General features: G+C 66.2%; 29 protein-coding genes. 14 read left to right on the top strand and 15 right to left on the bottom strand.

From position 1 onward, the window contains the following. Window positions 1-9: 9 nt before the first annotated feature. From IEV56_RS01700 to IEV56_RS01690, 3 genes are all read left to right on the top strand, one after another. A complete protein-coding gene (locus IEV56_RS01700; protein WP_188447083.1) occupies window positions 10-1,260 on the top strand; it encodes an NAD(P)/FAD-dependent oxidoreductase in 1,251 nt (416 codons plus the stop codon). Beyond that, on the top strand, window positions 1,260-2,045 hold the full coding sequence (hutG, locus tag IEV56_RS01695; RefSeq protein WP_188447081.1) for an N-formylglutamate deformylase: 786 nt from the start codon (window positions 1,260-1,262) through the stop codon (window positions 2,043-2,045). The genes IEV56_RS01700 and hutG overlap by 1 nt, the downstream gene beginning before the upstream one ends. 63 nt (window positions 2,046-2,108) lie before the next feature. Continuing rightward, window positions 2,109-2,282: a hypothetical protein gene (locus tag IEV56_RS01690; RefSeq protein WP_188447079.1), complete on the top strand. Its 174-nt coding sequence runs from the start codon at window positions 2,109-2,111 to the stop codon at window positions 2,280-2,282. Between the two features lie 18 nt (window positions 2,283-2,300). Here the strand turns inward: IEV56_RS01690 and parE are convergent, their stop codons facing one another. Beyond that, window positions 2,301-4,190: a DNA topoisomerase IV subunit B gene (gene parE, locus IEV56_RS01685; protein WP_188447077.1), complete on the bottom strand. Its 1,890-nt coding sequence runs from the start codon at window positions 4,188-4,190 to the stop codon at window positions 2,301-2,303. 128 nt (window positions 4,191-4,318) lie between these two features. Here parE and pyrG point away from each other — a divergent pair, with 128 nt between their 5' ends. Genes pyrG through truD form a run of 7 tightly spaced genes read left to right on the top strand, consistent with a single transcriptional unit; the run spans window position 4,319 to window position 10,649 of the window. Further along, complete coding sequence (gene pyrG / locus IEV56_RS01680) at window positions 4,319-5,962, top strand: CTP synthase (RefSeq protein WP_188447075.1); 1,644 nt, start codon at window positions 4,319-4,321, stop codon at window positions 5,960-5,962. A gap of 4 nt (window positions 5,963-5,966) precedes the next feature. Continuing rightward, window positions 5,967-6,800, top strand: a complete 834-nt coding sequence (gene kdsA / locus IEV56_RS01675; protein ID WP_188447074.1) for a 3-deoxy-8-phosphooctulonate synthase — start codon at window positions 5,967-5,969, stop codon at window positions 6,798-6,800. A 50-nt stretch (window positions 6,801-6,850) separates the two neighbouring features. Continuing rightward, complete coding sequence (eno, locus tag IEV56_RS01670; protein ID WP_188447071.1) at window positions 6,851-8,137, top strand: phosphopyruvate hydratase; 1,287 nt, start codon at window positions 6,851-6,853, stop codon at window positions 8,135-8,137. Window positions 8,138-8,141: 4 nt separating this feature from the next. Next, window positions 8,142-8,480 carry a cell division protein FtsB gene (ftsB, locus tag IEV56_RS01665; RefSeq protein WP_188447069.1) on the top strand — a complete coding sequence of 113 codons (339 nt, stop codon included), beginning with the start codon at window positions 8,142-8,144 and terminating at the stop codon, window positions 8,478-8,480. Then, entirely contained in the window at window positions 8,477-9,172 is a 696-nt protein-coding gene (gene ispD, locus IEV56_RS01660; RefSeq protein ID WP_188447067.1) for a 2-C-methyl-D-erythritol 4-phosphate cytidylyltransferase, read from the top strand. Before ftsB ends, ispD begins: the two co-directional genes overlap by 4 nt. After that, window positions 9,172-9,645, top strand: a complete 474-nt coding sequence (gene ispF / locus IEV56_RS01655) for a 2-C-methyl-D-erythritol 2,4-cyclodiphosphate synthase (protein WP_308419386.1) — start codon at window positions 9,172-9,174, stop codon at window positions 9,643-9,645. Before ispD ends, ispF begins: the two co-directional genes overlap by 1 nt. Further along, window positions 9,642-10,649 carry a tRNA pseudouridine(13) synthase TruD gene (gene truD / locus IEV56_RS01650; RefSeq protein ID WP_188447065.1) on the top strand — a complete coding sequence of 336 codons (1,008 nt, stop codon included), beginning with the start codon at window positions 9,642-9,644 and terminating at the stop codon, window positions 10,647-10,649. The genes ispF and truD overlap by 4 nt, the downstream gene beginning before the upstream one ends. Here the strand turns inward: truD and IEV56_RS01645 are convergent. The 3 genes from IEV56_RS01645 to IEV56_RS01635 are packed head-to-tail and all read right to left on the bottom strand — an operon-like array spanning window position 10,646 to window position 12,573. Continuing rightward, window positions 10,646-11,344 carry a VIT1/CCC1 transporter family protein gene (locus IEV56_RS01645; protein ID WP_188447063.1) on the bottom strand — a complete coding sequence of 233 codons (699 nt, stop codon included), beginning with the start codon at window positions 11,342-11,344 and terminating at the stop codon, window positions 10,646-10,648. The two genes, truD and IEV56_RS01645, sit on opposite strands and share 4 nt — an antisense overlap. Before the next feature lie 28 nt (window positions 11,345-11,372). Then, the gene (locus tag IEV56_RS01640; RefSeq protein ID WP_188447061.1) at window positions 11,373-11,915 is read right to left on the bottom strand and encodes a Smr/MutS family protein; all 543 of its coding nucleotides are present in this window, start codon (window positions 11,913-11,915) and stop codon (window positions 11,373-11,375) included. A 34-nt stretch (window positions 11,916-11,949) separates the two neighbouring features. Continuing rightward, entirely contained in the window at window positions 11,950-12,573 is a 624-nt protein-coding gene (locus IEV56_RS01635; RefSeq protein WP_188447059.1) for a hypothetical protein, read from the bottom strand. A gap of 116 nt (window positions 12,574-12,689) precedes the next feature. Between IEV56_RS01635 and surE the strand changes: the two genes are divergently transcribed. Genes surE through IEV56_RS01615 form a run of 4 tightly spaced genes read left to right on the top strand, consistent with a single transcriptional unit; the run spans window position 12,690 to window position 15,539 of the window. After that, window positions 12,690-13,463 (top strand): 5'/3'-nucleotidase SurE, encoded by a 774-nt coding sequence (gene surE, locus IEV56_RS01630; RefSeq protein WP_188447057.1) that lies wholly within the window; start codon window positions 12,690-12,692, stop codon window positions 13,461-13,463. Further along, the gene (locus IEV56_RS01625) at window positions 13,460-14,143 is read left to right on the top strand and encodes a protein-L-isoaspartate(D-aspartate) O-methyltransferase (protein ID WP_188447055.1); all 684 of its coding nucleotides are present in this window, start codon (window positions 13,460-13,462) and stop codon (window positions 14,141-14,143) included. Before surE ends, IEV56_RS01625 begins: the two co-directional genes overlap by 4 nt. Further along, a complete protein-coding gene (locus IEV56_RS01620; RefSeq protein WP_188447053.1) occupies window positions 14,143-14,751 on the top strand; it encodes a YqaA family protein in 609 nt (202 codons plus the stop codon). Before IEV56_RS01625 ends, IEV56_RS01620 begins: the two co-directional genes overlap by 1 nt. Further along, the gene (locus IEV56_RS01615; RefSeq protein ID WP_229730130.1) at window positions 14,748-15,539 is read left to right on the top strand and encodes a peptidoglycan DD-metalloendopeptidase family protein; all 792 of its coding nucleotides are present in this window, start codon (window positions 14,748-14,750) and stop codon (window positions 15,537-15,539) included. The genes IEV56_RS01620 and IEV56_RS01615 overlap by 4 nt, the downstream gene beginning before the upstream one ends. A gap of 19 nt (window positions 15,540-15,558) precedes the next feature. Here IEV56_RS01615 and IEV56_RS01610 read toward each other — a convergent pair whose 3' ends face one another. The 11 genes from IEV56_RS01610 to IEV56_RS01560 all read right to left on the bottom strand — a co-directional run bounded on the left by IEV56_RS01610 (window position 15,559) and on the right by IEV56_RS01560 (window position 25,250). Continuing rightward, window positions 15,559-15,966 carry an FAD synthase family protein gene (locus IEV56_RS01610; RefSeq protein ID WP_188447049.1) on the bottom strand — a complete coding sequence of 136 codons (408 nt, stop codon included), beginning with the start codon at window positions 15,964-15,966 and terminating at the stop codon, window positions 15,559-15,561. Then, window positions 15,963-17,408 carry a CDP-glycerol glycerophosphotransferase family protein gene (locus IEV56_RS01605; protein WP_188447047.1) on the bottom strand — a complete coding sequence of 482 codons (1,446 nt, stop codon included), beginning with the start codon at window positions 17,406-17,408 and terminating at the stop codon, window positions 15,963-15,965. The genes IEV56_RS01610 and IEV56_RS01605 overlap by 4 nt, the downstream gene beginning before the upstream one ends. Then, entirely contained in the window at window positions 17,398-18,204 is an 807-nt protein-coding gene (locus tag IEV56_RS01600; RefSeq protein ID WP_188447045.1) for a Stf0 family sulfotransferase, read from the bottom strand. Before IEV56_RS01600 ends, IEV56_RS01605 begins: the two co-directional genes overlap by 11 nt. A 124-nt stretch (window positions 18,205-18,328) precedes the next feature. After that, the gene (locus IEV56_RS01595; protein WP_188447042.1) at window positions 18,329-19,087 is read right to left on the bottom strand and encodes a queuosine precursor transporter; all 759 of its coding nucleotides are present in this window, start codon (window positions 19,085-19,087) and stop codon (window positions 18,329-18,331) included. A gap of 3 nt (window positions 19,088-19,090) precedes the next feature. Continuing rightward, the gene (locus IEV56_RS01590; RefSeq protein WP_188447040.1) at window positions 19,091-19,729 is read right to left on the bottom strand and encodes a DUF502 domain-containing protein; all 639 of its coding nucleotides are present in this window, start codon (window positions 19,727-19,729) and stop codon (window positions 19,091-19,093) included. A gap of 19 nt (window positions 19,730-19,748) precedes the next feature. After that, window positions 19,749-20,606, bottom strand: a complete 858-nt coding sequence (gene trxA, locus IEV56_RS01585) for a thioredoxin (protein WP_188447038.1) — start codon at window positions 20,604-20,606, stop codon at window positions 19,749-19,751. 20 nt (window positions 20,607-20,626) lie between these two features. After that, window positions 20,627-21,091 carry a 6,7-dimethyl-8-ribityllumazine synthase gene (gene ribH / locus IEV56_RS01580; RefSeq protein ID WP_188447036.1) on the bottom strand — a complete coding sequence of 155 codons (465 nt, stop codon included), beginning with the start codon at window positions 21,089-21,091 and terminating at the stop codon, window positions 20,627-20,629. Continuing rightward, window positions 21,088-22,323: a 3,4-dihydroxy-2-butanone-4-phosphate synthase gene (gene ribB, locus IEV56_RS01575; RefSeq protein WP_188447034.1), complete on the bottom strand. Its 1,236-nt coding sequence runs from the start codon at window positions 22,321-22,323 to the stop codon at window positions 21,088-21,090. Before ribB ends, ribH begins: the two co-directional genes overlap by 4 nt. Next, window positions 22,320-22,949 carry a riboflavin synthase gene (locus tag IEV56_RS01570; protein ID WP_188447032.1) on the bottom strand — a complete coding sequence of 210 codons (630 nt, stop codon included), beginning with the start codon at window positions 22,947-22,949 and terminating at the stop codon, window positions 22,320-22,322. Before IEV56_RS01570 ends, ribB begins: the two co-directional genes overlap by 4 nt. Before the next feature lie 4 nt (window positions 22,950-22,953). Then, window positions 22,954-23,961, bottom strand: a complete 1,008-nt coding sequence (ribD, locus tag IEV56_RS01565; protein ID WP_188447030.1) for a bifunctional diaminohydroxyphosphoribosylaminopyrimidine deaminase/5-amino-6-(5-phosphoribosylamino)uracil reductase RibD — start codon at window positions 23,959-23,961, stop codon at window positions 22,954-22,956. Beyond that, window positions 23,961-25,250, bottom strand: a complete 1,290-nt coding sequence (locus IEV56_RS01560; protein ID WP_188447028.1) for a metal-dependent hydrolase family protein — start codon at window positions 25,248-25,250, stop codon at window positions 23,961-23,963. The genes ribD and IEV56_RS01560 overlap by 1 nt, the downstream gene beginning before the upstream one ends. Window positions 25,251-25,307 lie beyond the last annotated feature (57 nt).

Here is a 25,307-nt window from a genome sequence, read left to right as displayed (position 1 = left end):
CGGCGTGCCATGTCCCAGTCTTCGGAAGATGTCCTGATCCTCGGCGGCGGCGTCATCGGCCTCAGTTGCGCCCTGTTCCTGCTGCGCGAGGGCCGTTCGGTCCGCATTCTCGACAAAGGCCGCGTCGGTGCCGCCACCTCGCACGGCAACTGCGGCACGCTCACGCCCAGCCATGCGCCGCCGTTGGCCGCGCCGGGTATGATCGGCAAGGCCCTGCGCTACATGGCGCAGGCCGACGCGCCGTTCTACATCAAGCCGTCCACCGATTTGGCCCTGCTGGAGTGGTTGCTGCGCTTTTCCCTGCGCTGCAACGCCAAGGACATGCGTCAGTCCGCGCTGGCGCGGGCCGCGCTGTTGAACGCCTCGCGCGATCTGCTGCGCGCCACTATCCGCGACAACGCCATCGAGTGCGGCTTTGCCGAAACCGGCGAGCTGTACGTGTGCCGCAGCCAGGAAAACCTGGACGAATTGGCCGCCGACATGCCGCTGCTGGCCGAGTGCGGGGTCGAAGTGGAACTGCTGGACGGCGCCGCCATCGCCGCGCGCGAACCGGCCTTGCTGCCGGGCATGGCCGGCGGCCTGTATTTCCCGGGCGACGCCCATCTGCGGCCGGACGCCTATTGCGCCGGGCTGGCGCGCTTGGTGCGCGCGCTGGGCGGCGTCATCGAAGAGGACTGCGAGGTGCTGTCCTTGCATGCCGAGGGCGACGTCATCGCCCATGTCGAGACCTCGCGCGGGCGCCGCACGGCGCCGCAGGTGATCGCGGCGCTGGCGTCTTGGTCGCCGGCGGTGCTCAAAGGCCTGGATCTGACCATTCCGGTACAGCCCGGAAAAGGCTATTCGATTACCTTCAGCCGCCCGGCGCTCTGCCCGAAGACGCCGCTGGTGCTGAAGGAGCGCAGTGTCTGCGTCACTGCCTGGGACGATGGCTACCGCCTGGGCAGCACCATGGAGTTCTCCGGTTTCGACGACAGCCTGAACGCCCGCCGCCTGGCGGCGTTGGAGCGCGGCGCGCGCGAATACCTGATCGAGCCGGTCGGCGGCGAGGTGCGCGAGCAGTGGTACGGCTGGCGGCCGATGACCTACGACGACCTGCCGATCCTGGGCTTCTCGCCGCGCCAGCGTAACCTGTTCCTGGCCACCGGGCACGGCATGCTGGGCATGAGCATGAGCGCCATCACCGGCCGGCTGGCGGCCGAGGCGCTCACCGGCCGCACGCCGTCCATCGACCTTGCCCCGTTTTCGCCGGCGCGCTTCTGATGCCGACCTTCACGCTGCACCAAGGTCATATCCCGCTGTTGCTGAGCCTGCCGCATAACGGCTCGGAGATTCCGGACGACATCCGCGCCGCGCTGCGGCCGTTCGCGCAGACCGCGCCGGACACCGATTGGTTCGTCGATCGCCTGTACGCGTTCGCCCGCGATATGGGCGCATCCGTGCTGGTGCCGCGCTACTCGCGCTACGTGATCGACCTCAACCGGCCGCCGGACGACGTATCGCTGTATCCGGGCCAGAACAGCACCGGCCTGTGCCCGCGCACGGCGTTCACCGGCGAGCCGATCTATCTGGACGGCAAGGAGCCGGATGCGGAGGCCGTGGTGCGTCGGCGCACGCAGTATTGGCAACCGTACCACGCCGCCTTGCAGGCCGAACTGCAGCGCCTGAAGCGCCAGCACGGCAAGGTGCTGTTGTGGGAAGGGCATTCCATCCGCCCGGAGCTGCCGTTCCTGTTCGAGGGCCGCCTGCCGGATTTCAACCTGGGCACCGCCGACGGCCGCAGTTTTCCGGAGGACGGTCTGCGCCGGCTGGAGGCCGTGCTGTCGGCGCAATCGGCGTACAGCTGGGTCAGCAACGGCCGCTTCAAGGGCGGTTACATCACCCGCCATTACGCCGAGCCTGACGAACGCATCCACGCCTTCCAGCTGGAACTGGCGCAGAGCGCCTACCTGGACGAAGCCATGACCGCGTTCGACGAAGCGCGCGCCGCACCGGTGCAGGCGCTGCTGGAGCGCCTGATGCGCGCCGCGCTGGACTTGCCCGACTGATCGAATCGCGTTACCGTGTCGGGCGGGCACATCGGCCCGTCACATCGTCGTTTCAGGGGAACCATGAAGAATTCCGATCCGAATCCGCGCCACCTCAAAGGCGGCGGCATCATCCAGCGCCTGTTCTCCATCGGCGTGTTCGTGGTGTTCCTGTATCTGATCAAACTGGCGATCGAGGGCAACTTCGATGCCGAAGTCGCCCGTTTCGCGGCCTGGCTGGAAAATCTGTTGGGCTGAGCCTGCCCGCCCTTAGCCTCAAATCTCGAGCGAGGCCAAGTCCCCCTTGGTCTCCAGCCACTGCTTGCGGTCGCCGGCGCGTTTCTTGGCCAGCAGCATGTCCATCAGCGAATCGGTCTGGCCCGCATCGTCGATGGTCAGTTGCACCAGACGGCGGGTGTCCGGATGCACGGTCGATTCGCGCAGCTGGGCCGGGTTCATCTCGCCGAGGCCCTTGAAGCGGGTGACGCTGACCTGGCCCTTGAGCTTTTCGCGCTCGATGCGCTCGAGCAGGATGCGTTTTTCCTCTTCATCCAGCGCATAGAACACCTGCTTGCCCACGTCGATGCGGAACAGCGGCGGCATCGCCACGAAGATGTGGCCGGCGCGCACCAGGGCCGGGAAATGCTTGAGGAACAGGGCCGAGAGCAGGGTGGCGATGTGCAGGCCGTCGGAGTCGGCGTCGGCCAGGATGATGACCTTGCCGTAGCGCAGGCCGTCGATGTTGTCCACGCCCGGATCGCAGCCGATGGCCACGGCCAGATCATGCACTTCGTTCGAGGCCAGCACGCCGGAGCTCGCCACTTCCCAAGTGTTCAGGATCTTGCCGCGCAGCGGCAGGATGGCTTGGAAATCCTTGTTGCGCGCCTGCTTGGCGCTGCCGCCGGCCGAATCGCCCTCGACCAGGAACAGCTCGGTACGCGAGAGATCCTGCGAGGTGCAGTCGGCCAGCTTGCCGGGCAGGGCGGGGCCCTGGGTGATCTTCTTGCGCACCACCTGCTTTTCGGTCTTCAGGCGCGCGGCGGCACGTTCGATGGCCAGCTGCGCGATGGCGGTGCCGGCCTCGACGTGTTGGTTCAGCCACAATGAGAACGCGTCGTGCGCGGCCGATTCGATGAAGGCCGCGGCCTGGCGCGAGCTCAGGCGTTCCTTGGTCTGGCCGCTGAACTGCGGATCGGTCATCTTCAGGCTGAGCACGAAGCCGACGCGGTCCCAGACATCCTCCGGCGCCAGCTTGACGCCGCGCGGCAGCAGGTTGCGGAAATCGCAGAACTCGCGCAGGGCGTCGGTCAGGCCGGAACGCAGGCCGTTCACATGCGTGCCGCCTTGGGCGGTGGGGATCAGGTTGACGTAGCTTTCCTGCACCAGCTCGCCGTCGGGAATCCAGGCCAACGCCCAGTCGACCACTTCGCTTTCCTTGGCCAGCCTGCCGGTGAACAGTTCGGCCGGCAGCAGTTCGCGGCCCTGCAGTTCGCCCAGCAGGTAGTCCTGCAGGCCGTTTTCGTAGTACCAGCGGTTGCGTTCGCCGCTGGCCTCCTCGAACAGCGAGACCTCCAGGCCCGGGCACAGCACGGCCTTGGCGCGCAGCAGGTGGCGCAGCGCGCGCACCGCGAATTTGTTGCTGTCGAAGTACTTGCCGTCCGGCCAGAAGCGCACGCGGGTGCCGGTGTTGCGCTTGCCGACGGTGCCGACGGTCTCCAGCGCCGAGGAACGGAAGCCGTCGCGGAACTCCATGCGGTATTCGTTGCCGTCGCGCTTGATGCCGACTTCGACCTTGGTCGACAGCGCATTGACCACCGACACGCCCACGCCGTGCAGGCCGCCGGAGAAAGTGTAGTTCTTGCCGCTGAACTTGCCGCCGGCGTGCAGGCGGGTCAGGATCAGCTCGACGCCGGGAATGCCTTCTTCGGGGTGGATGTCGACCGGCATGCCGCGGCCGTCGTCGGTCACCTCGCAGCTGCCGTCGGCGTACAGCACCACCGCCACCGATTTGGCGTGGCCGGCCAGGGCTTCGTCGATGGCGTTGTCGATGACCTCTTGGGCCAGGTGGTTCGGGCGGGCGGTGTCGGTGTACATGCCCGGGCGGCGTTTGACCGGGTCCAGGCCCGACAGGACTTCGATGTCGGCGGCGTTGTAGCGTGTGTTCATTCGGAATTCGGTACGGCGATGAGGCGTTCAGGATGCTATCTGCGCCCGGTCAGGTCAAGGCCCGCGGGAAAAGATGCGCTTTTGCGCCAAAGCCGGTAAAATGGTGCTTTCCAACGCCCCCTTTTCCCATGACGCGTTTAATCTTCGTTACCGGCGGTGTGGTCTCTTCCCTGGGCAAAGGCATCGCTGCCGCGTCCTTGGCCGCCATCCTCGAGGCCCGCGGCCTCAAAATCACCATGATGAAGCTGGATCCCTACCTGAACGTGGATCCGGGCACCATGTCGCCGTTCCAGCACGGCGAGGTCTACGTGACTGACGACGGCGCCGAGACCGACCTCGACCTCGGTCATTATGAGCGCTTCGTGCGCACGCACCTGACCCGCCGCAACTCGATCACCACCGGCCGCATCTACGACAACGTGATCCGCAAGGAGCGCCGCGGCGATTACCTCGGCGGCACCGTGCAGGTCATTCCGCACGTCACCGACGAGATCAAACACGCCATCTACACCGCCACCGAAGGCTTCGACGTCGGCCTGGTCGAGATCGGCGGCACGGTCGGCGACATCGAGTCGCTGCCGTTCCTGGAAGCCATCCGCCAGATCCGCAGCGAGCGCGGTCCGGACCGGGCCATCTTCCTGCACCTTACCCTGGTGCCGTATATCGCCGCCGCCGGCGAGCTGAAGACCAAGCCGACCCAGCACTCGGTCAAGGAGCTGCGCTCGATCGGCATCCAGCCCGACATCCTGCTGTGCCGCAGCGAACACCCGCTGCCGGACGGCGACCGGCGCAAGATCGCGCTGTTCACCAACGTGCCGGAAGAGGCGGTGATCAGCTGCCTGGACGTCGATACCATCTACAAACTGCCGCTGTTCCTGCACGAGCAGGGCCTGGACGAGATCGCCATCCGCCGCCTGCGGCTGGAGGACAAGGTCGGTCCGGCCGACCTGCATGAGTGGCAGGCGGTGGTCGACGCGGTCGAGCATCCGGTCGACGAGGTCACTATCGCCGTGGTCGGCAAGTACGTCGACCACCAGGACGCCTACAAGTCGATCGGCGAGGCGCTGCGCCACGGCGGCCTGCGCCAGCGCACGCGCGTGCGCCTGAAGTGGCTGGAATCCGAACAGGTCGAGACCGACGGCGTGTCGGTGCTGGCCGGCGTCGACGGTATCCTGGTGCCGGGCGGATTCGGCGACCGCGGCTTCGAAGGCAAGGTGCTGACCTCCAAATACGCGCGCGAACACGGCGTGCCGTATTTCGGCATCTGCTACGGCATGCAGGCCGCGGTGGTCGACGTGCTGCGCCACAAAGCCGGCCTGCCGGGCGCCAACACCACCGAGATCGACCGCCACTGCGCCGATCCGGCCATCGCGCTGATCACCGAATGGCGCACCGCCTCGGGCGAAATCGAACGCCGCAGCGCCGATTCCGACCTGGGCGGCACCATGCGTCTGGGTCTGCAGGAATGCCGCCTGAAGCCGGGCACGTTGGCCCATAAACTCTACGGCCAGGAGGTGGTGGCCGAACGCCACCGCCACCGCTATGAATTCAACAACGCCTACCGCGAGGCGGTGGAGCAGGCCGGCATGACCATCTCGGCGCAGTCGATGGACGGCCTGCTGGTGGAGATGGTCGAGATTCCGTCGCATCCGTGGTTCCTGGCCTGCCAGGCGCATCCGGAGTTCCTGTCCACCCCGCGTTACGGGCATCCGCTGTTCACCGGCTTCATCGAAGCCGCCCGCCACGCCAAAGCGCGCCACACGCAAGGATAAGCCGATGAAACTGTGCGGATTCGAGGTCGGCCTCGAGCAACCCTTCTTCCTGATCGCCGGTCCGTGCGTGATCGAGTCGCTGCAGCTGCAGCTCGATACCGCCGGCCAGCTCAAGGAGATCACCTCGGCGCTCGGCATTCCCTTCATCTTCAAATCGAGTTTCGATAAAGCCAACCGTACCTCCGGCACCAGCTTCCGCGGCCCCGGCCTGGAAGAGGGCCTGAAGGTGCTGTCGGAAGTGAAGCGCCAACTCGGCGTGCCGGTGCTGACCGACGTGCATGAATACACCCCGATGGACGAGGTCGCTTCGGTGGTCGACGTGCTGCAGACCCCGGCCTTCCTGTGCAGGCAGACCGATTTCATCCAGAAGGTGGCCTCGGCCGGCCGGCCGGTGAACATCAAGAAAGGCCAGTTCCTGTCGCCGTGGGAGATGAAGCACGTGGCGGCCAAGGCGTTGGCCACCGGCAACACCCAGATCATGGTCTGCGAACGCGGCGCCAGCTTCGGCTACAACAATCTGGTGTCCGACATGCGCTCGTTGAGCGTGATGCGCGACACCGGCTGCCCGGTGGTGTTCGACGCCACGCATTCGGTGCAGCTGCCGGGCGGTGCCGACGGCAAGTCCGGCGGCCAGCGCCAGTTCGTGCCGGTGCTCTCGCGCGCGGCGATGGCGGTCGGCATCGCCGGCATCTTCATGGAAACCCATCCGAATCCGGACGTGGCGCTGAGCGACGGCCCGAACGCCTGGCCGCTGCCGAAGATGAAGGCGTTGCTGGAAAGCCTGGTGCAGATCGACCGCGTCGCCAAGGCCGGCGGTTTCCTGGAAGACACGCTGTAACTTCCGCACACCCACGATTCATACCCTATCCACGAGTCCGAGCCGACATCATGACCACCATCCAATCGATCATCGCCCGCGAAATCCTCGATAGCCGCGGCAATCCGACCCTCGAAGCCGAAGTGACCTTGGCCTCCGGCCATGTCGGCCGCGCCGCCGTGCCCTCGGGCGCGTCCACCGGCTCGAAAGAAGCCATCGAGCTGCGCGACGGCGACAAGACCCGCTACCTGGGCAAGGGTGTGCGCAAGGCGGTCGACAACGTCAACACCGAAATCGCCAAGGCTTTGGCTGGTTTCGACGTGTTCGACCAGAACGGCCTGGACCAACGCCTGATCAACTTGGACGGCACCGAGAACAAGGCCCGGCTGGGCGCCAACGCGTTGCTGGGCGTGTCGATGGCCGCCGCGCACGCCGCCGCCGCCGCCAAGAACCTGCCGCTGTGGGCCTATCTGGCTGGCGGCCGCGAGGTGTCGCTGCCGGTGCCGATGATGAACATCATCAACGGCGGCGCGCATGCCGACAACAACGTCGACATGCAGGAGTTCATGGTGCTGCCGGTCGGCTTCGATTCGTTCTCGGAGGCGCTGCGCGCCGGTACCGAGATCTTCCACAGCCTGAAGTCGGTGCTGAAGGGCCGCGGCCTGAGCACGGCGGTCGGCGACGAGGGCGGCTTCGCCCCCGACCTGCGCTCCAACGAAGAGGCGCTGGAGACCATCCTGGAAGCCATCGCCAAAGCCGGCTACACCGCCGGTGACGACGTGCTGCTGGGCCTGGACGTGGCCAGCACCGAGTTCTTCGAGAACGGTAAATACAACCTGTTGGGCGAGGGCAAGCGCCTGAGCTCCGAGCAGTTCGCCGAGTTCCTGACCGACTGGAGCCGCAAGTACCCGATCATCACCATCGAAGACGGCATGGCCGAGGACGATTGGGCCGGCTGGAAACTGCTGACGCAGTCGATCGGCAAGAAAGTGCAACTGGTCGGCGACGACCTGTTCGTGACCAATCCGAAGATCTTCCAGGACGGCATCGACCAGCAGGTGGCCAACGCCATCCTGATCAAGGTCAACCAGATCGGCACGCTGACCGAAACCCTGCAGGCGATCGCCATGGCCGATGCCAACCGCTACGCCGCCATCGTCTCGCACCGCTCGGGCGAAACCGAAGACACCACCATCGCCGATATCGCGGTGGCCACCACCGCCACCCAGATCAAGACCGGCTCGCTGTGCCGCAGCGACCGCGTGGCCAAGTACAACCAGCTGCTGCGCATCGAACAGGCGCTGGGCGCCAAAGCGCGCTACGCCGGCCGCGGCGCGTTCGTGAGCCTGAACCGCTGAGCTCATGGAGACCCTGAACCGCCGCCTCTGGCCGTTCGTGGTGCTGGCCGCCGTGCTGGCGCTGCTGCAGGCCAAGCTGTGGTTCGGCCAGGGTAACTGGCGGCAGGTGGTCGAATTGCGCAGCCAGGTGGCGGCGCAGAAGACCGAAAATGGCGAACTGCTGCGCCGCAACAAGGCGTTGGCGGCGGAAGTGAAGGATCTGAAGTCCGGCGTGGACGCGGTGGAAGAGCGCGCCCGCAACGAGATGGGCATGATCAAGCCGGGCGAGACCTTCTACCGGGTGATCGATCCGGACAAACGCCTGCAGCCGGCAAAAACCGAGGCCGGAGAGGAGTCGCCGTGATCTGGGCCATCCTGCCGGCCGCCGGCACCGGCTCGCGCTCGGGTTCGGCGCTACCCAAGCAATACCGGCCCCTGCTGGGCCGTCCGATGATCGAATACGCCATGGACGTGCTGGCCGCGCATCCGGACATCGACGGTCTGATGCTGGCTTTGGCGCCCGACGACCGGCGTTGGGACGATATCACGCACTGGCGCAACAAACCGCTGCGCACCTGCCTCGGCGGCGCCGAGCGCCGCGACAGCGTGCTGGCCGCGCTGGATGCTTTGGCCGAAGCGGGCTTGGCTTCGGATGATTGGGCCTTGGTGCATGATGCCGCACGGCCCTGCCTGCGCGTCGAGGACCTGCATCGGTTGATCGAGTCGGCCACCGCGCATCCGGTCGGCGGCCTGCTGGCCGGGCGCATGAAGGACACCGTGAAGCGCGCCGACGCCGACGCCCAAGTGCAGGGCACGCTCGACCGCACGCCGCTTTGGCGCGCGTTCACCCCGCAGCTGTTTCCCGCACGCAGCCTGCGCCGGGCGCTGCAGCACGCCGCGCAGGAGAATGCCGTGATCACCGACGAGAGTTCCGCCATGGAACGCCTGGGCCTGTCGCCGTTGCTGGTGGAAGGCGCCGACGACAACATCAAGGTCACCCTGCCGGACGATTTCGCCTTCGCCGAAGCCATCCTGGCCGCGCGGGGAGCACGCTGATGCGCATCGGCAGCGGCTTCGACGTGCACGCCTTCACCGGCGGCGACCAGGTCATCATCGGCGGCGTGCGCATCGCGCACAGCCGCGCGCTGCTGGCGCATTCCGACGGCGATGTGCTGATCCACGCCCTGTGCGACGCCCTGCTGGGCGCGCTGGCGCTGGGCGACATCGGCGTGCATTTCCCGCCGTCCGACGCGCGCTGGAAGGGCGCCGACAGCACCGAGCTGCTGTCGCAGGTGATGGCGATGGTGCGCGCTCGCGGCCATGAGCTCGGCAACGCCGACATGACCGTGATCTGCGAGGCGCCCAAGATCAATCCACACGTGCCGGCCATGCGCGCGCGTCTGGCCGAGGTGATGGGCGTCGATGTCGACCGTCTGTCGGTCAAGGCCACCACCACCGAAAAACTCGGCTTCACCGGCCGCGGCGAGGGCATCGCGGCCCAGGCCACGGTCCTTCTGGAAACACGATGAACCAGCCCCGTGCCTTGAGCGCGCCCGCCTTCCGCGGGCGCATCCGCAGCGTTCCCGAGGATTTCATCGTCGAGGAGCTGCCGGCGTTCGAAGCGACCGGCGAGGGCGAGCATCTGCTGTTGACCGTACGCAAACGCGGCATGAACACCGCGTTCTGCGCCGAGCGCATCGCGCGCTGGGCCGGCATCGACGTGCGCGACGTGTCCTACGCCGGCCTGAAGGACCGCCATGCGGTCACCACCCAGCGCTTTTCGGTGCGCCTGCCGAAGAAGACCGCGCCGGATACGGCCCTGCTCGACGATGACGAATGCACGGTGCTGGACGCCGCCTGGCACAACCGCAAGCTGGCGCGCGGCGCCCTGGACGGCAACCGTTTCACCCTGGTGCTACGCGAGCTGGAAGGCGATCTGCCGGCGCTGGAAGCGGCTTTGCAGGCGCTCAAGGCCCACGGCGTGCCGAACTATTTCGGCGAGCAGCGTTTCGGCATGGAACAGGCCAACGTCGGCAAGGCGTTGGGCATGTTCGAAGGCCGGCGCGTGGACCGCGCCAAGCGTTCGATCTACCTGTCGGCGGCGCGTTCCTATCTGTTCAACCACGTGTTGGCGCAGCGGGTCTCGGCTGGCAACTGGAACACGCCGCTGGACGGCGAGGTCTGGATGCTGGACGGCAGCAAAAGCATCTTCGGCCCTGAGCCGCTGGACGAGGCCATCGCCGCGCGCTGCGCCGCGCTCGACATCCATCCGACCGGCCCGTTGTGGGGCGCCGGCGACCTCCGCAGCCAAGGCGCGGTAAGGGAACTGGAGGCGCAACTGGCCGACTGGCAACCGCAGCTGTGCAAGGGGCTGGAGAAAGCCGATCTGCGCCAGGAGCGGCGCGCATTGCGTCTGCTGCCGAAAAATCTGGCTTGGCGCCTGCTCGACGCCAATACGCTGGAACTGCGTTTCGAACTGCCGCCGGGCGCCTACGCCACCGCGGTGTTGGCCGAATTGGGCGAGTTCGCTTAAGCCACGCCGACGCCGAACAGGCTGCCCACCCCCCAGGTCGCGGCCATCGCCAACACGCCCCAGAACAACACGCGCCAGGCGCCTTTGCCCATATCGGCGCCGCCGGTGCGTGCGGCCACCGCGCCGAGCAGGGCCAGGAATACGGCGGTGCTGGCCGCCACCGTCCAGACCATCGAATCGGTCGGCACCAGCCAGGCAATCAGCAGCGGCAGCACCGCGCCGGCCGCGAAGCTGGCGGCCGAGGACAGCGCGGCCTGCACCGGCCGGGCGCTGAAGGCCTCGGAGATGCCGAGTTCGTCGCGGGCGTGCGCGCCGAGCGCGTCGTGCGCGGTCAGTTCCACCGCCACCTGCCTGGCCAATTCCGGCGACAGACCGCGTTGCATGTAGATGCCGGTCAGCTCGCGCAGCTCGCCGTCGGGGTCGGTTTCCAGTTCGCGGGTTTCCTTGGCGATGTCGGCTTTTTCGGTATCGGACTGCGAGTGCACCGAAACGTATTCGCCGGCCGCCATCGACATGGCGCCGGCGACCAGGCCGGCCACGCCGGCCACGAGCACCGGTTCCTTGCCGCCGCCGGCGGCCGCCACGCCCAGGATCAGGCTGGCGGTGGACACGATGCCGTCGTTGGCGCCGAGCACGGCGGCGCGCAGCCAGCCGATGTGTTCGGTTTTATGGCGTTCCGGATGGCGATGCGACATGGCGGCGTTCCTTATGGTTTGGGTGGAGTCATTCGAGCAGAACCAAGGCGGCGCCGGCGCCGCCCTGGTTCTGCGGTGCGCTGCAGAACGCCAGCACGCGGCCCTGGTGCCGCAGTACCTTGTCGACCACGTTCATCAGCACCGGCCCGGCTTCCGAGCGCGAACCCTTGCCGTGGATGATGCGGATGCAGTGCAGGCCTTCCTTGTAGGCGTCGAGCAGGAACTGCTTGAGCCAGCGTTCGGCGTCCAGTGCGGTCATGCCGTGCAGATCGAATTCGGCGTCGATGCGGATGCCGCCGGATTTCAGCGTGCGCATCAGCCGGGCGTCCACTTTCGGGCCTTGGAACAGCAGCGGTTCGTTGCCGAGCAAGAGCGCCTCGGCTTCGCCCATGCGCCGCGACTGCAGCAGAGCCTCGAGCTCGTCACGCTCGAACATGCGCGCGCGCGGCTTGGGCTTGGCTTTCTGCAGCCGGCTTTCGGTATGCCGATGCACGATGACCGGACCGATGGCCTCGCGGAACAGCTCGCTGTCTTCGGGGGCGATCGGGGGCGGGGCCGGCTTCTTGCTCATGCCGGCCATGATAGCAAAGCGCGTGGCGCGCCGATCAGCCGCCGGCGTCCGGGCAACCGAAGAAGTAGGGCAGGCCTTGTCCGGCATCGAGCAGGGCCGGCTCCGGCGCAATCGCGCCTTTGAGCGCCATGATCAGGGGCAGGTCGCGCGCGAAGCGGTCCTGGATCTCGACTCCGCTGGGGTTCGGCAATCCGCTGCAGCGAAGTATATGTACCGGATCGCTGTGGAACACCAGGCTGCCGAGGTAGCGGTTCTTGCCGGCTTCGACCGTGAACGGCAGGCGGATTTTCCGGCTGCTGGCCGCGCGCAGCATCTCGATGCCGATGATGTCGTATTCGCCCGGCTCCAGGCACAGCATGAACGCGCCGGCGCGCAGCGTGCCGGCGTCGATGCCGTGTTTTTTATCGAGCGTGGTGAAGCCGAAATAGGCTTTGTTGAACTCGGCCTTGTCGCTGAACCGGCGTGCCGCGAAATTGACGATGACGTTGTAGTTCCTGCCGGGAATGGTCGAGCCGACCGTGCCGCTGACGCAGCCGCCGCCGTCGGCCAGACTGCGCTTGTATTTGCCGAAGCCGCCGTAATCGGTGAAGGTGCCGGCATTCGCGCCGCCGGCAAGAAACGAAAGCGACAGCAGGGCGGCGGACAGCGATCGTTTCATGGCAATGCGTCAGGTGGCGGTGTTGCCATTAGAAAGGCCGCCGGCAGGCAAGTCAATCCGGCCCGCCGATGCCGTTCCGACGTTCATGGCCGGGCCAAAATTGCTATCATTCAGGGATGCGCATCCTCATCAGCAACGACGACGGCATCGAGGCACCGGGCATCATCGCCCTGGCCGACGGCCTGGCCGCGGCCGGACACCAGCTTTTCATCGTCGCGCCCGACCGCGACCGCTCCGGCGCCTCCAATTCCCTGACCCTGGGCTCGCCGATCCGCGCCCGGTCCTTGGCCGAAAACCGCATCAGCGTGACCGGCACGCCGACCGACTGCGTGCATCTGGCATTGGCCGGCCTGTTGCCGGAAGATCCGGACATCGTGCTATCCGGCATCAACAACACCGCCAATCTGGGCGACGACGTGATCTATTCCGGCACCGTGGCCGCCGCGATGGAAGGCCGTTGCCTGGGTCTGCCGGCCATCGCGCTCAGCTGCGCCAGCCCGGACCACAACCCGGTCCACTACGCCAGCGCCGTGCGCGTGGCCACCGTGCTGATCGAGCGTCTGCTCAGCGATCCGTTGCCGGCCGACACCATCCTCAACGTCAACATCCCGGACCTGCCTTGGCATGAGATCCGCGGCTTCGAGGTGACCCGCCTGGGCCACCGCCACCGCGCCGAACCCTGCGTGCAGCAGACCGATCCGCGCGGCCGCCCGATGTGGTGGATCGGTCCGGCCGGTCCGGAAATGGACGGCGGACCGGGCACCGATTTCCATGCGATCAAGACCGGCTTCGTGTCGATCACCCCGATCCATGTCGATCTGACCCGCTACCAGGCCTTGGACAAGGTCGCCGGCTGGGTCGGCGAGTTGGCCAAAGAAACCGCCGCATGATCCACCGTCTGGACCTCCGCCCCGAAGCCAAAGGCGTCGGCATGACCTCGCAGCGCGCCCGCGACCGGATGGTCGAGCGCCTGCGCGAGCAGGGCATCCGCGACGAGCGCGTGCTGAACGTGATGCGCGCGCTGCCGCGGCACGCCTTCATCGACGAGGCCTTGGCTTCGCGCGCCTACGAAGACACCGCCTTGCCGATCGGCAAGGCCCAGACCATCTCGCAGCCGTGGGTGGTGGCGCGGATGACCGAAGCGCTGATCGAGCAGGGCATGCCGGCCACCGTGCTGGAAATCGGCACCGGTTCTGGCTACCAGACCGCGGTGCTGGCCTCGCTCGGCATCCGCGTGTTCACCGTGGAGCGCATCGAGGAACTGCTGCGTACCGCGCGCCCGCGCTTCCGTACGCTCAACCTGCACGAGCTGATCCGCTCCAAGCATGCCGACGGCAATCTGGGCTGGGCCGAGAACGGGCCGTTCGACGCCATCCTGCTGACCTGCGCCGCACCCATGCTGGTGCAGCCGTTGCTGGCGCAGTTGAACGATCCGGGCGTGCTGATTTCGCCGGTCGGCACCGAGGCCGGCAAACAGAAGCTGCTGCGCGTCGCCAAGCGCGAGGGACGCAGTCTCGAGCAGGACCTCGGTCCGGTCAGTTTCGTGCCCTTGTTGCCGGGAGTGCTCTGATGGCCCTGTTCAAGAACCTGTACGAGCGCGCCATCCTGTGGGCCGCGCATCCGCACGCCGAACGCTATCTCGGCGGCCTGAGCTTCATCGAAGCCATCTTCTTCCCGGTGATGCCGGAAGTGATGATGGGCCCGATGTGCCTAGCCAAGCCCACGCAGGCCTACCGCTACGCCACCATCAGCATGGTCGGCGGTTTGGCCGGCTCGCTGGTCGGCTACGGCCTCGGCTATTTCGCCTATGAGACGATCAGCCCGCTGTTGAGCGAAGGCATGCGCACCGGCATCGACGCCTGGGTGCAGACCCTGCGTACGCAGATGAACGAGCACTGGCTGACCATGCTCGGCGCGCTGGTGATCGCCGCGCTGCAGCCGGTCATCCCGATGAAGGTGGTGACCTGGGCCGCCGGCATCGTCGGCATTCCGATCGGGCCGTATCTGGCCTGCATGGCCATCGGCCGTGGCAAGCGCCTGTACCTGCTGGCGGCGGCCATCCGCTGGGGCGGCGAGAAGGCCGAAGCCGCCTTGCGGCGCTACAGCGAGTGGCTGGGCTGGGCCGCCATGGCGCTGATCGCGGCGGCGGTCGCCGCCTATTGGATCTGGAAAGCGTGAGCCTGCGCCGGACCGGCATCGCGCTTGCGGCACTCTCAGCGCTGTTGCTGTCGGCCTGCCAATCCGGCTACCAGACCGTGCAGGACAAGCAACGTGAGCGTGCCGCCAAGCCGGTGCGTTCCGGCGAACGCATCGCCGCGTCCGGCACGCATACCGTGCAGGCCGGCGACACCCTGTTCGGCATCGCGTTCCGCGCCGGCTTGAGCTACCACGATTTGGCCTTGTGGAACGGCATCGACGAGCCCTATACCATCCGCGTCGGGCAGACGTTGCGGCTCACGCCGCCGCCGGCCTACGCCGACAACAGCACTCTGGCGCGCAAGCCCGCGCCCTTGCCGAACACGCGGCCGCGCACGCGTCCGGCACCCGTGGTGCAGTCTTCGCCCGGTTCCGCCGATGCCGCACCGGTGTTGTCGAACATCGCCTGGCGCTGGCCGGCCAAGGGCGAGCTGGTCGGCCGGTTCGTGGCCGGCGACAAGACCCGCCAGGGCATCGACATCGCCGGCAAAGCCGGGCAGCGCATCGAGGCCGCGGCCGACGGCACGGTGGTGTATTCCGGCGCCGGCCTGATTGGCTACGGCGAGCTGTTGATCGTCAAGCACGACAACGAATGGATTTCGGCCTATGCGCACAACGCGCGGCGTCTGGTGGCCGAAGGCGACAAGGTCAAGGCCGGCCAGCACATCGCCGATATGGGCGCCACCGGCAGCGTACGCACCATGCTGCATTTCGAAATCCGCCGGCACGGCAAGCCGGTCGATCCGCTGCTGTATCTGCCGAAGCCCTGAGGCAGGAAGCCGCCAGGGCTTATTGGTTGGCCAAAAGCTGCCGGATTTGTGTCGTCGAAATGCCGTTGGTATAGGGAATTTCGACAATCATCGAGGCGGGCAGTTCCCGGCAATCGGCCAGTCTGAATTGGCGCTCCGATTCCGTGGCAGTGCCGAATGCGTAGATATGGAATCCATGCTCCCGCATGAATGCCAATGTGATTTCGCGCGGGCCATCGGTGATGACCTCGTCCACGTAGCGTATCGAGGAAATCACCTCCGCGCGCCGATCTTCCGTGAACATCGGTTTTCGCTTCAACGCCGTGGCGCGGGAATCAGGGCTGACGCCGACCGTCAGCCAGCCGCCGAGCGCACGCGCTTCGCGCAGGAAGTTCACATGCCCGTAGTGCATGATGTCGAACACGCCTTTGGCGTAGATGCGGATCATGGTGCATTTTCCCTGAGATGGTTGATGATGAGTCCGGCGGTACGTTGCGAGGCCATTCCGTCCTTCAGGTCGCCGAACAGATATTCGGCAAACCTATTCCGGTCTTCCGCCATTCCGTCCGGTCCTTGAAGTGCGGCCTGTACAGCCGAGGATAGGTCGTGTGGGTCGTCGACCGCATGGGCGCACTCGAGCATCCGCCATTCCAGGCCATCCGGAGCGTAATGCGGCGACTCCGCCGCCGCATTCCGATTCACGAGGCAGATCAGCGGGCGGCCAAGCGCGAGCCAGGCGAGCGCGGCGCTGGATACATCGGAGATCATCAGGTCGACATCGACGAAGAGGTCCATCAGGTTCAGCGCCGAATCCGTTTCGAGCACGACGTTGGGGTTGATGGCGGCCTCATCCGACCAGCGTGCAATCAACTCCGGAGCTTTGGTCGGCAAATGCGGATGGGGACGGATCAGGATATGGATGTCCGTGTTGTCTCCGCGGATGGACTGGACCAGGTTTTCCGTGAGCAGTGTTGCCGCACTCAGGCCGGGATTGAAGGTCGGAGCGAACAGTACTGTTTTATTCCTGCCGCCTTGACTATCCGTCTTGCCTGGCCCGGCCGCACGAGTCCGGAATAGGCCGTCCATCTGCGGATATCCCGTTACCCAGATTTTTTCGCGGGGAACCAGCATCTGCTCGGCCAGGAGGTCGGCGATCGAAGGCGACGAAACACAAATCCTGTCGCACTGCGATGCGCCCAAGGCTGCATGGTTCTTGTCACCCAGTCCATGCCGGGTATTCACGATCAGGCATTCGGGCAGATGGCGGCGAACCGGCTCCAACTCGGTATAGAGCGCTTCGGAGACGACCAGCACCTTCGGTTTTGCCGCAAGCGCGAACCAAATGTTGTCGGAGAACAGTGTGTTTACGCGATTATCGCGCAGGTTCCCGGCGATTTCCTTCTGGATCGCATAGTGGAATGGGCAACGTAGATAACACACTACGTCGACACGGCCAGACAGGCGGCCGCGGTTGAACGTCTCAATCTGACCGCCCAAGTCCATCAAGGCGGCGGGCTGTTCGGGCGCGCGACCATCCAAGGCCGCAAGCAGACGGAGATAGTAGACGGACTTGGCCAGCTTGGGGTTTCCAGTCACGCATGAGTCCGGAAGCGTAAGGGCGATCTCCGAGGCTTCAGTGATGTTCATGGAGCGGATCAGGGCGCCCATGCACAGCTTCATCGCATCCGTGCTTCCCGGAATCGCAGCCAGCAATTTCTTGGACTGGATCGCGATTTCACGGTGGTTGTTCTGCTTCAGCAAGCAATCGAATAGCAAAGACCAGATGTCGAGGTTTGTGATTTCCTCGGAAAGGTATTTCCGGCATAGGACTTCACGGATCCCATAGGTCGGTTTCGCCAGGATTCGCGCTATGCGCTCATCATGCCGCATCGAACTGCTCCGCACGGATTCCCGTGGCTTTCAGGACCTCCTCTCTGAACCTCTCCGGCAGACCACCATGCTCCATCCGCGGCGTCATGTCGGGAATGGAGGCGGCTTCGATACCCAGGAAGCCGATGATTCGGGAGCACGTTTCCGCATAATCGGAAATCAGGTCCTCGTATTCGACGTGAAGGAAGGGTTTTCCGCTACGTCGGAAGAAGTCCGTCCAGCCGCGCTCTTCTTCCAGTACGTCGGCGAGATGCCTCAGCGCCCGTTCGGGTGACAGTGGCGGCTGGGCGGCACCCAGGTCTTTCAGCCATTCCTGCTGGTCCGCGTGGAATACGCCGGTCGATTCCGCGATGTGGTAGCTGATCGCCTGGCGCAACTTGTCGCGTCGTGTGATGAATATGAACTTCTCTTGACGCATGAGCAGTGGCCTAACCACGGTTTCAGGGACGTTTCTTGCCAGAAGATTTTTCACATGCCGCCAGTGGAGTTTCATTCCGAACGAGCCGTTGCCGGATGTTCTTCGGCTTTCGATTTCGGCCATGTAGGCGCCGAGCGAAAGGCGGCGGCCGGGGTTTAGCCGACTCCAGGCGCGCAACAGGAGGGGGTTCAGATACTCTCTCGGAGCGCCTGCAGCCCCTGTTCCGGCCAGCATGCGTGCCAGAAGGATGGAGCCGCTGCGTGGAGTGCTGGCGATACAATAGCGGAAGGTCGGAGTGGCTCCGGCCGATATGTCATTGCCGGCCGACATCTGGTTTTCATGGTACAGCTTGCGCCGGCGGGATATTTCGGGATGCATTCACGGCCTGCTGGGTTAGTCAACCCGCTATTTTATCGCCCGTGCGTATTGAGCACTTTTGTCCAAAGCGCTGCGTATCCAAAAGTTTTGGCCCGAGCGATTTCCGTTGCAGAGAGCCCGCAGTTCAGTCGTGCGCGTCGCGGTGCATGCGCTCGGCGTGCTCGTGGCCGAGGTACCAGTGGATGCCGCGGCGGACCGCGTACAGAAGCGGGATCATCGCCAGCGCCGCCAGCATCTTGTAGGCGTAGTTGAGCGTGGCCACCGCGAAGAACAGGTCGTAACCCCATTGCTGCGGGCCGAGCACGAAAGCGATGTACAGCACCACGAAGCTGTCGACCAGCTGCGACACGGCGGTCGATCCGGTGGCGCGCAGCCAGACCATGCCGCGGCCGGTGGCGCGGCGGATGCGCGTGAACACCGAGACGTCCACCAGTTGGCCGATCAGGAAGGCGATCACCGAACCCCAGATGGTCCACAGGCCTTGGCCGAAGATGGCGGCGAACGCGGCCTGCAGGTCGGGGACGCCCTGGTCCTTGTTGACGCCGACCCACCATGCGGCCGGCGCCAGATGGATGGCGGCGTAGGCGAACAGGAAGCCGTACAGGATCAGGCCGACCGCCAACCAGCTGATGAAGCGCACGCCGCGCTGGCCGAAGTATTCGTTGACGATGTCGGTCATCACGAACACGATCGGCCACAGCAGGGTGCCTGCGGTGAAGTTCAGCGAACCGCTCTGGCCGAACAGGTTCCATTCGAACGGCGCGATGCCGAGTGTGGCCTCGAGCGCGAAGATCTTGACGCCGATGAACTCGGCCAGCACCGCGTTGACGCAGAAAAACGCGGCCAGGACCAGGTACAGGCGCTGCGGTTTCTCCAGTTGCATGGCTCAGCTCCGCGAGAACGGGATCTTGTCGGGCGACACCGCGCCGCCGGAGATGATGAACGACATCGCCTGGTCGGCGGTCCAGTCGGTCGGGATCAGCTGGCTGACCGGCACGATTTCCAGATAGCCCGAGGTCGGATTGGGCGTGGTCGGCACATAGACCGCGGCCAGTTCTTCGCCGGTATGTTCGTCGGCCAGGATACGGGTGACGAAGCCCACCGACTTCATGTGCTCGTGCGGGAAGTTGATCAACACCACGCGCTGCGTGCCGTCCGGTTTGGTCTGCAGCAGGTCGAGCAGTTTGCGCGCGCTGCCATAGATGGTCTTGGCCAGCGGGATGCGGTCGACCAAGGCCTCGAACCAGGCCAGCAGACGTTGGCCGATCACGCGCCGCGCCAGAAAGCCGACGGCGAGGATGAAAGCGACGGTGACCGCGATGCCGATGGCGGTCTGCGCCCAGGGCCGGGTCAGCCAACCCAGCATCACCGGATTCTGCGCGGCGAGCAGGGCGCTGAGCGGCGCGGTGACCGGCTGGCTGAGGTCGGACAATAAGCCGAACACGAAATCGAAGACGATGATGACCAGCCAGATCGGGGTCAGCGTCAGCAGGCCGGTAAGGAAATACGCTTGCAGTCGGTTCATGCCCGACAGTATAAGCGGTTTAGTTCAGCAAACTGGCCATCCGGCGCCGGTAACGGCGCACCAGATCCTCGTCAGCCACGGTGTCGAAGGCCTCGATCAGCAGTTTGCGTGGCAGCCCGTCCTGATAGCCGCGGTTCAGCCGGAACAGCTCCAACAGCTGCGCCAGCCCGGCTTCCTCGTCGCCACGCGCCAACAGCTGAAGTCCGAGCAGGCGGTGCGCCTCGAAATCGTCCGGATTGCCGGCGATGGCGGCCTGTAGCACCTCCACCGGCGGCGCCTCCTTGACCCGTTCGGCCAGATCGATGCGGGCGCGGGCCTTGACCACACGCGGATCCAGCGCCAGATTGGCGGACAGGGCATCGAACAGCGCGGTGGCTTCGGCATATGCGCCGGTCGCGGTCAGCGCCAGCGCCAGTTCCAGCTTGAGGTTGTCGTCGGCCGGGGCCTCCTGCACGGCGTGGCGCAGGCGCACTACCTCAGCGTGCGGATCGGCCGCGGTGCCGGTCTCGGCTTCAGCCGGTTCCTGCTCGGCGGCCGGCACGATCTGGTGGTGGCTGAGGAATTCGCGCAGCTGGGCCTCGGGCAGGGCGCCCGGGAAGCCGTCGACGATCTTGCCGTCCTTCAGCAGCATCAGGGTCGGGATCGACTTGATCTGGAAGTAACCGGCCAGCTGCTGGTCCTTGTCGACGTCGACCTTGGCCAGCACGAAGGCGCCACGGTAATCGGCGGCCAGTTTTTCCAGGATCGGGCCGACCTGCTTGCAGGGGCCGCACCATTCGGCCCAGAAGTCGACCAGCACCGGCGTCTGCTTGGATTTCTCGATGACGTCCTGCTCGAAGCTGTCGAGTTTGGCATCGAATACGTGGGCGTTGCTCATGGCGGGCTCCAGGCGCGGGTTCAACCGGTGATTTGCGGCATCAGGTCGGCCATTTCAAGGGCGGTCAGCGCCGCGTCCCAGCCTTTGTTGCCGGATTTGCCGCCGGCGCGGCTGATGGCCTGTTCGGTGTTCTCGGTGGTGACCACGCCGAACACCACCGGCACGCCGGTCTGCAGGCCGGCCGCGGCGATGCCCTTGGCGGCTTCGTTGCAGACGTAGTCGTAATGCGTGGTGTCGCCGCGGATCACCGCACCCAGACAGATCACGGCGTCGTACTTGCCGGTCTTGGCCAAGGTCAGCGCCGCCAGCGGCAGTTCGAACGCGCCCGGCACATGCACACGCACGATGGCGTCGTCGGCCACGCCATGCCGGCTTAGGCCGTCGACGGCGCCGGCCAGCAGGCGCTCGGTGATGAAATCGTTGAAGCGGGCGGTGACGACGGCGAAACGGCGGCTTTGGCCGTTCAGGGAACCTTGGATGTTCATGGGATGTTCTCGGTGGGTGGCGCCAGATCCAGCGCATGGCCGAATTTGCGCTGTTTGGTCAGCAGGTAGTGGTGGTTGACGGCGTTAGCCGGAATCGCCAGCGGTTGGCGCGTCACGCGCCGGCCGGGCGCGGCCAGTGCCGCCAGCTTGTCGGGGTTATTGGTCAGCAGGCGCAGGTCGTTGACGCCGAAGTGGTTCAAAATCTGCCGGGCCATGGTGTAGTCGCGCGAGTCGGCGGCGAAGCCGAGGCGCAGGTTGGCTTCCACGGTATCCAGGCCCTGATCCTGCAGCTGATAGGCGCGGACCTTGTTGAACAGGCCGATGCCGCGGCCCTCCTGACGCAGGTAGATGATCAGGCCGGAGCCGGCGGCTTCGATGGCGTCGATTGCTTCCTGCAGCTGACTGCCGCAATCGCAACGCTGCGAGCCGAGCACATCGCCGGTGAAGCATTCGGAATGCACGCGCACCAGGGTGCCGGGTTCGCGCAGGCGCTCGGGCGGGCCCTTGACCAACGCCAGATGTTCTTCGCCCAGCAGGGCCGAGCGGAACATGTGCAGATTGAAGGCGCCGCGGCCGGTCGGCATCGGCACCGCCTCGACTTCGGAAATCAGGTTTTCGTTGGCCTTGCGCCAGGCCAACAGGTCGGCGATGGAGATGATCTTCAGATCATGCTCGGCGGCGAATGTTTCCAGATCCGGCAGGCGCGCCATCTCGCCGTCGTCCTTGATGATCTCGCAGATCACCCCGGCCGGCTGGAAGCCGGCCAGGCGCGCCAAGTCGACCGCCGCTTCGGTGTGGCCCTGGCGGGTGAACACGCCGCCGTCCTGGGCGATCAGCGGGAAAATATGGCCCGGCCGGTTGAAGGCGTCGGCCTTCACCGCCGGATTGGCCAGCAGGTTCAGGCACACGGCGCGGTCGGCGGCGGAGATGCCGGTGCTGGCGTTCTCGCGCGCGTCCACCGTCACGGTGAAGGCGGTGCGCATCGACTCGGTGTTGTACATCACCTGCAACGGCAGTTCCAGTTCGCGTGCGCGCTCGGCGGTGATCGGCGCGCACACCAGGCCGCGGCCGTAACGGATCATGAAGTTGACCGCTTCCGGCGTCGCGGTCTGCGCCGGCATCAGCAGGTCGCCTTCGTTCTCGCGGTCCTCGTCGTCGACCACGATGATCATCCGGCCCCGGCGCAGTTCGTCCAGCGCGGTTTCGATGGAGCTCAGCGGCGAGGCGCTCATGCCGGCACCGCCGGCAGCCAGCGCGCGGCCAAGCCGGGATCGCCGCGCAGCAGGGATTCGACGTACTTGGCCATGGCATCGAACTCCAGGTTGACCGCATCGCCGGGTGTGCGGTCGCGCAGGTTGGTGCGTGCCAGCGTGTGCGGGATCAGCGACACGGTGAGCGCTTCGTCGTCGAGCGCGGCCACGGTCAGGCTGACGCCGTCGACGGTGATCGAGCCTTCGGCCATCAGGTAGCGGCGTTGCTCGGCGGGGTAGGCGATGCGGATCAGCCGGTTGTCGCCGCGTTCGGTGACGGCCAGCACGCGGCCGGTGGCGTTGACGTGGCCCTGCACCAGATGGCCGCCGAGCCGGTCGCCCATGCGCAGCGCCAGCTCAAGGTTGATGCGCGCGCCTTCGGGCAGGCCGCCGAGCGTGGTCTTTTCCAGCGTGACCGGAATGGCGTGGGCGCTGAAGCCCTCGGCATCGACCGCGACCGCGGTCAGGCATACGCCGTTGCTGGCGATGGAATCGTCCACCGCGATGGCGCCGGCCAGCTCCGGGCAGCGGATGCGCAGACGGCGGCCGTCGGGGCGTTGTTCGGCGCCGGCCAAGGTGCCGACGGCTTGGATCAATCCGGTGAACATGGCTTTATATCCGTCCGGTCAGGACCAGATCGTTTCCGAGAGATGTGTATTTTACGCCTTTGAGCGTGATGCGACGGTGCAGATCGGCCAATCCGTAGGGTTCCAACGCCGCCTGGCCCTCGCCGAGATAGCTCGGGTTCAGGTAATGGCTGACGCGCTGCACCAGGCCGGCGCGCAGGAATGCGGCCGCCAGGCCGGCGCCGCCTTCCAGCAGGATGTTGGCCACGCCCTCGGCGTGCAGTTGGGCGAGCGCATCTTCCAGCGGTATGCCGCTGAATACCCGGGTACGCGCGGCGTCGGCGTCGATGAATACATGGGCGTCGGCCGGCAGCTTGCCGCCGCGGCTGAACACCAAGCGCTGCGGTTGCGGACCGTCGTAGCCCGGCAGGCGCACGGTCAGCCGCGGGTTGTCGGCGCGCAGGGTGCCGGCGCCGACCGCAATGGCGGCGTGCGCCGCGCGAAGCCGGTGCGCGTGTTCGCGCGCCGCTTCGCCGGTGATCCAGCGCGATTGGCCGTCGGGCATGGCGATACGGCCGTCGAGCGTGCTGGCCAGTTTCAGGTGCACGAACGGCCGGCGTTCGCGCTGGGTATGGAAGAACACCTCATTGAGTTCCTCGCCTTCCTCGGCCAAGACGCCGGTGACGACCTCGATGCCGGCTTCTCTCAGCAACGCGATGCCGCCGCCGGACACCGCCGGATGCGGATCGACGTTGGCGACCACCACGCGCGCGACGCCTTCGGCGATCAGCCGCTGGGCGCAGGGCGGGGTGCGCTTGGCGGTATGGCAGCAGGGTTCCAGGTTGACGTAGGCGGTGGCGCCGGCCACCGGTTCGACGGCGCGGGTGATGGCGTCGAGTTCGGCGTGCACCTGGCCGGCTTGGGCGTGGAAGCCTTCGCCGATGATGCGGCCGTCTTTGACCAGCACGCAGCCGACCATCGGGTTCGGCCAGGTGCGGCCGTGCGCCTGCCGCGCCAGTTCGAAGGCGCGGCGCATGTGCAGCGCGTCGTCCATCAGGGCTGTTTGACGATGACGCCGTCCTTCATCACGAAATCGACGCGCTCGGTGACGGTGATGTCGGCGGTCGGGTCGCCGGGCATCGCCACCACGTCGGCCAGCAGGCCGGCCTTGAGCTGGCCGACGTCGGTGCTGCCGAGCACGCGCGCGGCGTTGTAGGTGGCGGCCTGCAGGGCGGCGGTGGCCGGCATGCCGGCTTCGACCATGAAGAAGAATTCGCGGGCGTTGTCGCCGTGGTAGCCGACGCCGGCGTCGGTGCCGAACGCGATCGGCACGCCGGCCTTGTAGGCGCGCGACAGGGTGTCCTGGATCAGCGCGCCGATGCGGGCCGCCTTCGGACGCACGACCTCGGGGTAGAAGCCGTCGATCTTGGCCTTTTCGGCCACGAACTTGCCGGCCGAGACGGTCGGCACGTACCAGGTGCCCTGTTTCTTCATGAGCGCGAAGATCTCGTCGTCCATGTAGGTGCCGTGTTCGATCGAATCCACGCCGCCGAGGATGGCGCGCTTCATGCCTTCCTTGCCGTGCGCGTGCGCGGCCACCTTGTAGCCGTAGTCGCGGGCGGTATCGACCACCGATTTGATCTCCTCGACCGTGAACTGCGGCGCGTCGCCGCTCTTGGCGTAGCTCAGCACGCCGCCGGTGGCGGTGATCTTGATTACGTCCGAGCCTTCCTTGTAGCGTTGGCGCACGGCCTGGCGCGCCTGTTCCGGGCTGTTGACCACGCCGTCTTCCGGACCGGGATGGCCGACCGCGTCCGACAGGAAGTGGTTCAGGCCGTTGGTCGGGTCGGCGTGGCCGCCGGTGGTGGCGATGGACTTGCCGGCGGCCCAGATGCGCGGGCCGGGCACTAGGCCCTGGTTGATCGAGTCGCGCAGGGCCGGAATGATTTCGCCGCCGAGGTCGCGCACGCTGGTGAAGCCGGCCTTCAGGGTCTTGTCGGCGAAGCCGACCGAACGGAACGCGTAGTGCTCGGGATTCAGCCGGAAGCCTTCCGAGTAGCTGTTCGGGTTCGACTGGTTCGACAGATGCACGTGCAGGTCGATGAAGCCGGCGCTGCAGGTGTGGCCGGACAGGTCGACGCTCTGCGCGCCGTCGACCTCGGTCTTGCCGTCGAGCACCGCCTTGATGCGGTTACCCTCGACTACGATGGTCTTGGCGCCGAGCAGCCGGGCCGAGGCCGAATCGAAGGTCTTGCCGCATTGCAGGGCAAAGCCGGCGGCGGAGGCGGAGTTGGCGGCCAGAACGAACAGGGCAGCGGCGGAAGCGAGCGGGAGGGCTTTCATGGCGGTTCCTGTGAATGCGGCGCGAAGCCGGATTTGAAAAGTGTAGCGCAGTTTGTC

Source organism: Arenimonas maotaiensis (assembly GCF_014638745.1).
Lineage (GTDB): Bacteria > Pseudomonadota > Gammaproteobacteria > Xanthomonadales > Xanthomonadaceae > Arenimonas > Arenimonas maotaiensis.
This window is presented reverse-complemented; position numbering and strand designations above follow the sequence as displayed.

Bases quoted from the DNA above. Each gene is read 5' to 3' on its own strand.
- IEV56_RS01700 (WP_188447083.1), top strand. From the start codon at position 10: ATGTCCCAGTCTTCGGAAGATGTCCTGATCCTCGGCGGCGGCGTCATC.
- hutG (WP_188447081.1), top strand. From the start codon at position 1,260: ATGCCGACCTTCACGCTGCACCAAGGTCATATCCCGCTGTTGCTGAGC.
- IEV56_RS01690 (WP_188447079.1), top strand. From the start codon at position 2,109: ATGAAGAATTCCGATCCGAATCCGCGCCACCTCAAAGGCGGCGGCATC.
- parE (WP_188447077.1), bottom strand. From the start codon at position 4,190: ATGAACACACGCTACAACGCCGCCGACATCGAAGTCCTGTCGGGCCTG.
- pyrG (WP_188447075.1), top strand. From the start codon at position 4,319: ATGACGCGTTTAATCTTCGTTACCGGCGGTGTGGTCTCTTCCCTGGGC.
- kdsA (WP_188447074.1), top strand. From the start codon at position 5,967: ATGAAACTGTGCGGATTCGAGGTCGGCCTCGAGCAACCCTTCTTCCTG.
- eno (WP_188447071.1), top strand. From the start codon at position 6,851: ATGACCACCATCCAATCGATCATCGCCCGCGAAATCCTCGATAGCCGC.
- ftsB (WP_188447069.1), top strand. From the start codon at position 8,142: ATGGAGACCCTGAACCGCCGCCTCTGGCCGTTCGTGGTGCTGGCCGCC.
- ispF (WP_308419386.1), top strand. From the start codon at position 9,172: ATGCGCATCGGCAGCGGCTTCGACGTGCACGCCTTCACCGGCGGCGAC.
- truD (WP_188447065.1), top strand. From the start codon at position 9,642: ATGAACCAGCCCCGTGCCTTGAGCGCGCCCGCCTTCCGCGGGCGCATC.
- IEV56_RS01645 (WP_188447063.1), bottom strand. From the start codon at position 11,344: ATGTCGCATCGCCATCCGGAACGCCATAAAACCGAACACATCGGCTGG.
- IEV56_RS01640 (WP_188447061.1), bottom strand. From the start codon at position 11,915: ATGAGCAAGAAGCCGGCCCCGCCCCCGATCGCCCCCGAAGACAGCGAG.
- IEV56_RS01635 (WP_188447059.1), bottom strand. From the start codon at position 12,573: ATGAAACGATCGCTGTCCGCCGCCCTGCTGTCGCTTTCGTTTCTTGCC.
- surE (WP_188447057.1), top strand. From the start codon at position 12,690: ATGCGCATCCTCATCAGCAACGACGACGGCATCGAGGCACCGGGCATC.
- IEV56_RS01625 (WP_188447055.1), top strand. From the start codon at position 13,460: ATGATCCACCGTCTGGACCTCCGCCCCGAAGCCAAAGGCGTCGGCATG.
- IEV56_RS01620 (WP_188447053.1), top strand. From the start codon at position 14,143: ATGGCCCTGTTCAAGAACCTGTACGAGCGCGCCATCCTGTGGGCCGCG.
- IEV56_RS01610 (WP_188447049.1), bottom strand. From the start codon at position 15,966: ATGATCCGCATCTACGCCAAAGGCGTGTTCGACATCATGCACTACGGG.
- IEV56_RS01605 (WP_188447047.1), bottom strand. From the start codon at position 17,408: ATGCGGCATGATGAGCGCATAGCGCGAATCCTGGCGAAACCGACCTAT.
- IEV56_RS01600 (WP_188447045.1), bottom strand. From the start codon at position 18,204: ATGCATCCCGAAATATCCCGCCGGCGCAAGCTGTACCATGAAAACCAG.
- IEV56_RS01595 (WP_188447042.1), bottom strand. From the start codon at position 19,087: ATGCAACTGGAGAAACCGCAGCGCCTGTACCTGGTCCTGGCCGCGTTT.
- IEV56_RS01590 (WP_188447040.1), bottom strand. From the start codon at position 19,729: ATGAACCGACTGCAAGCGTATTTCCTTACCGGCCTGCTGACGCTGACC.
- trxA (WP_188447038.1), bottom strand. From the start codon at position 20,606: ATGAGCAACGCCCACGTATTCGATGCCAAACTCGACAGCTTCGAGCAG.
- ribH (WP_188447036.1), bottom strand. From the start codon at position 21,091: ATGAACATCCAAGGTTCCCTGAACGGCCAAAGCCGCCGTTTCGCCGTC.
- ribB (WP_188447034.1), bottom strand. From the start codon at position 22,323: ATGAGCGCCTCGCCGCTGAGCTCCATCGAAACCGCGCTGGACGAACTG.
- IEV56_RS01570 (WP_188447032.1), bottom strand. From the start codon at position 22,949: ATGTTCACCGGATTGATCCAAGCCGTCGGCACCTTGGCCGGCGCCGAA.
- ribD (WP_188447030.1), bottom strand. From the start codon at position 23,961: ATGGACGACGCGCTGCACATGCGCCGCGCCTTCGAACTGGCGCGGCAG.
- IEV56_RS01560 (WP_188447028.1), bottom strand. From the start codon at position 25,250: ATGAAAGCCCTCCCGCTCGCTTCCGCCGCTGCCCTGTTCGTTCTGGCC.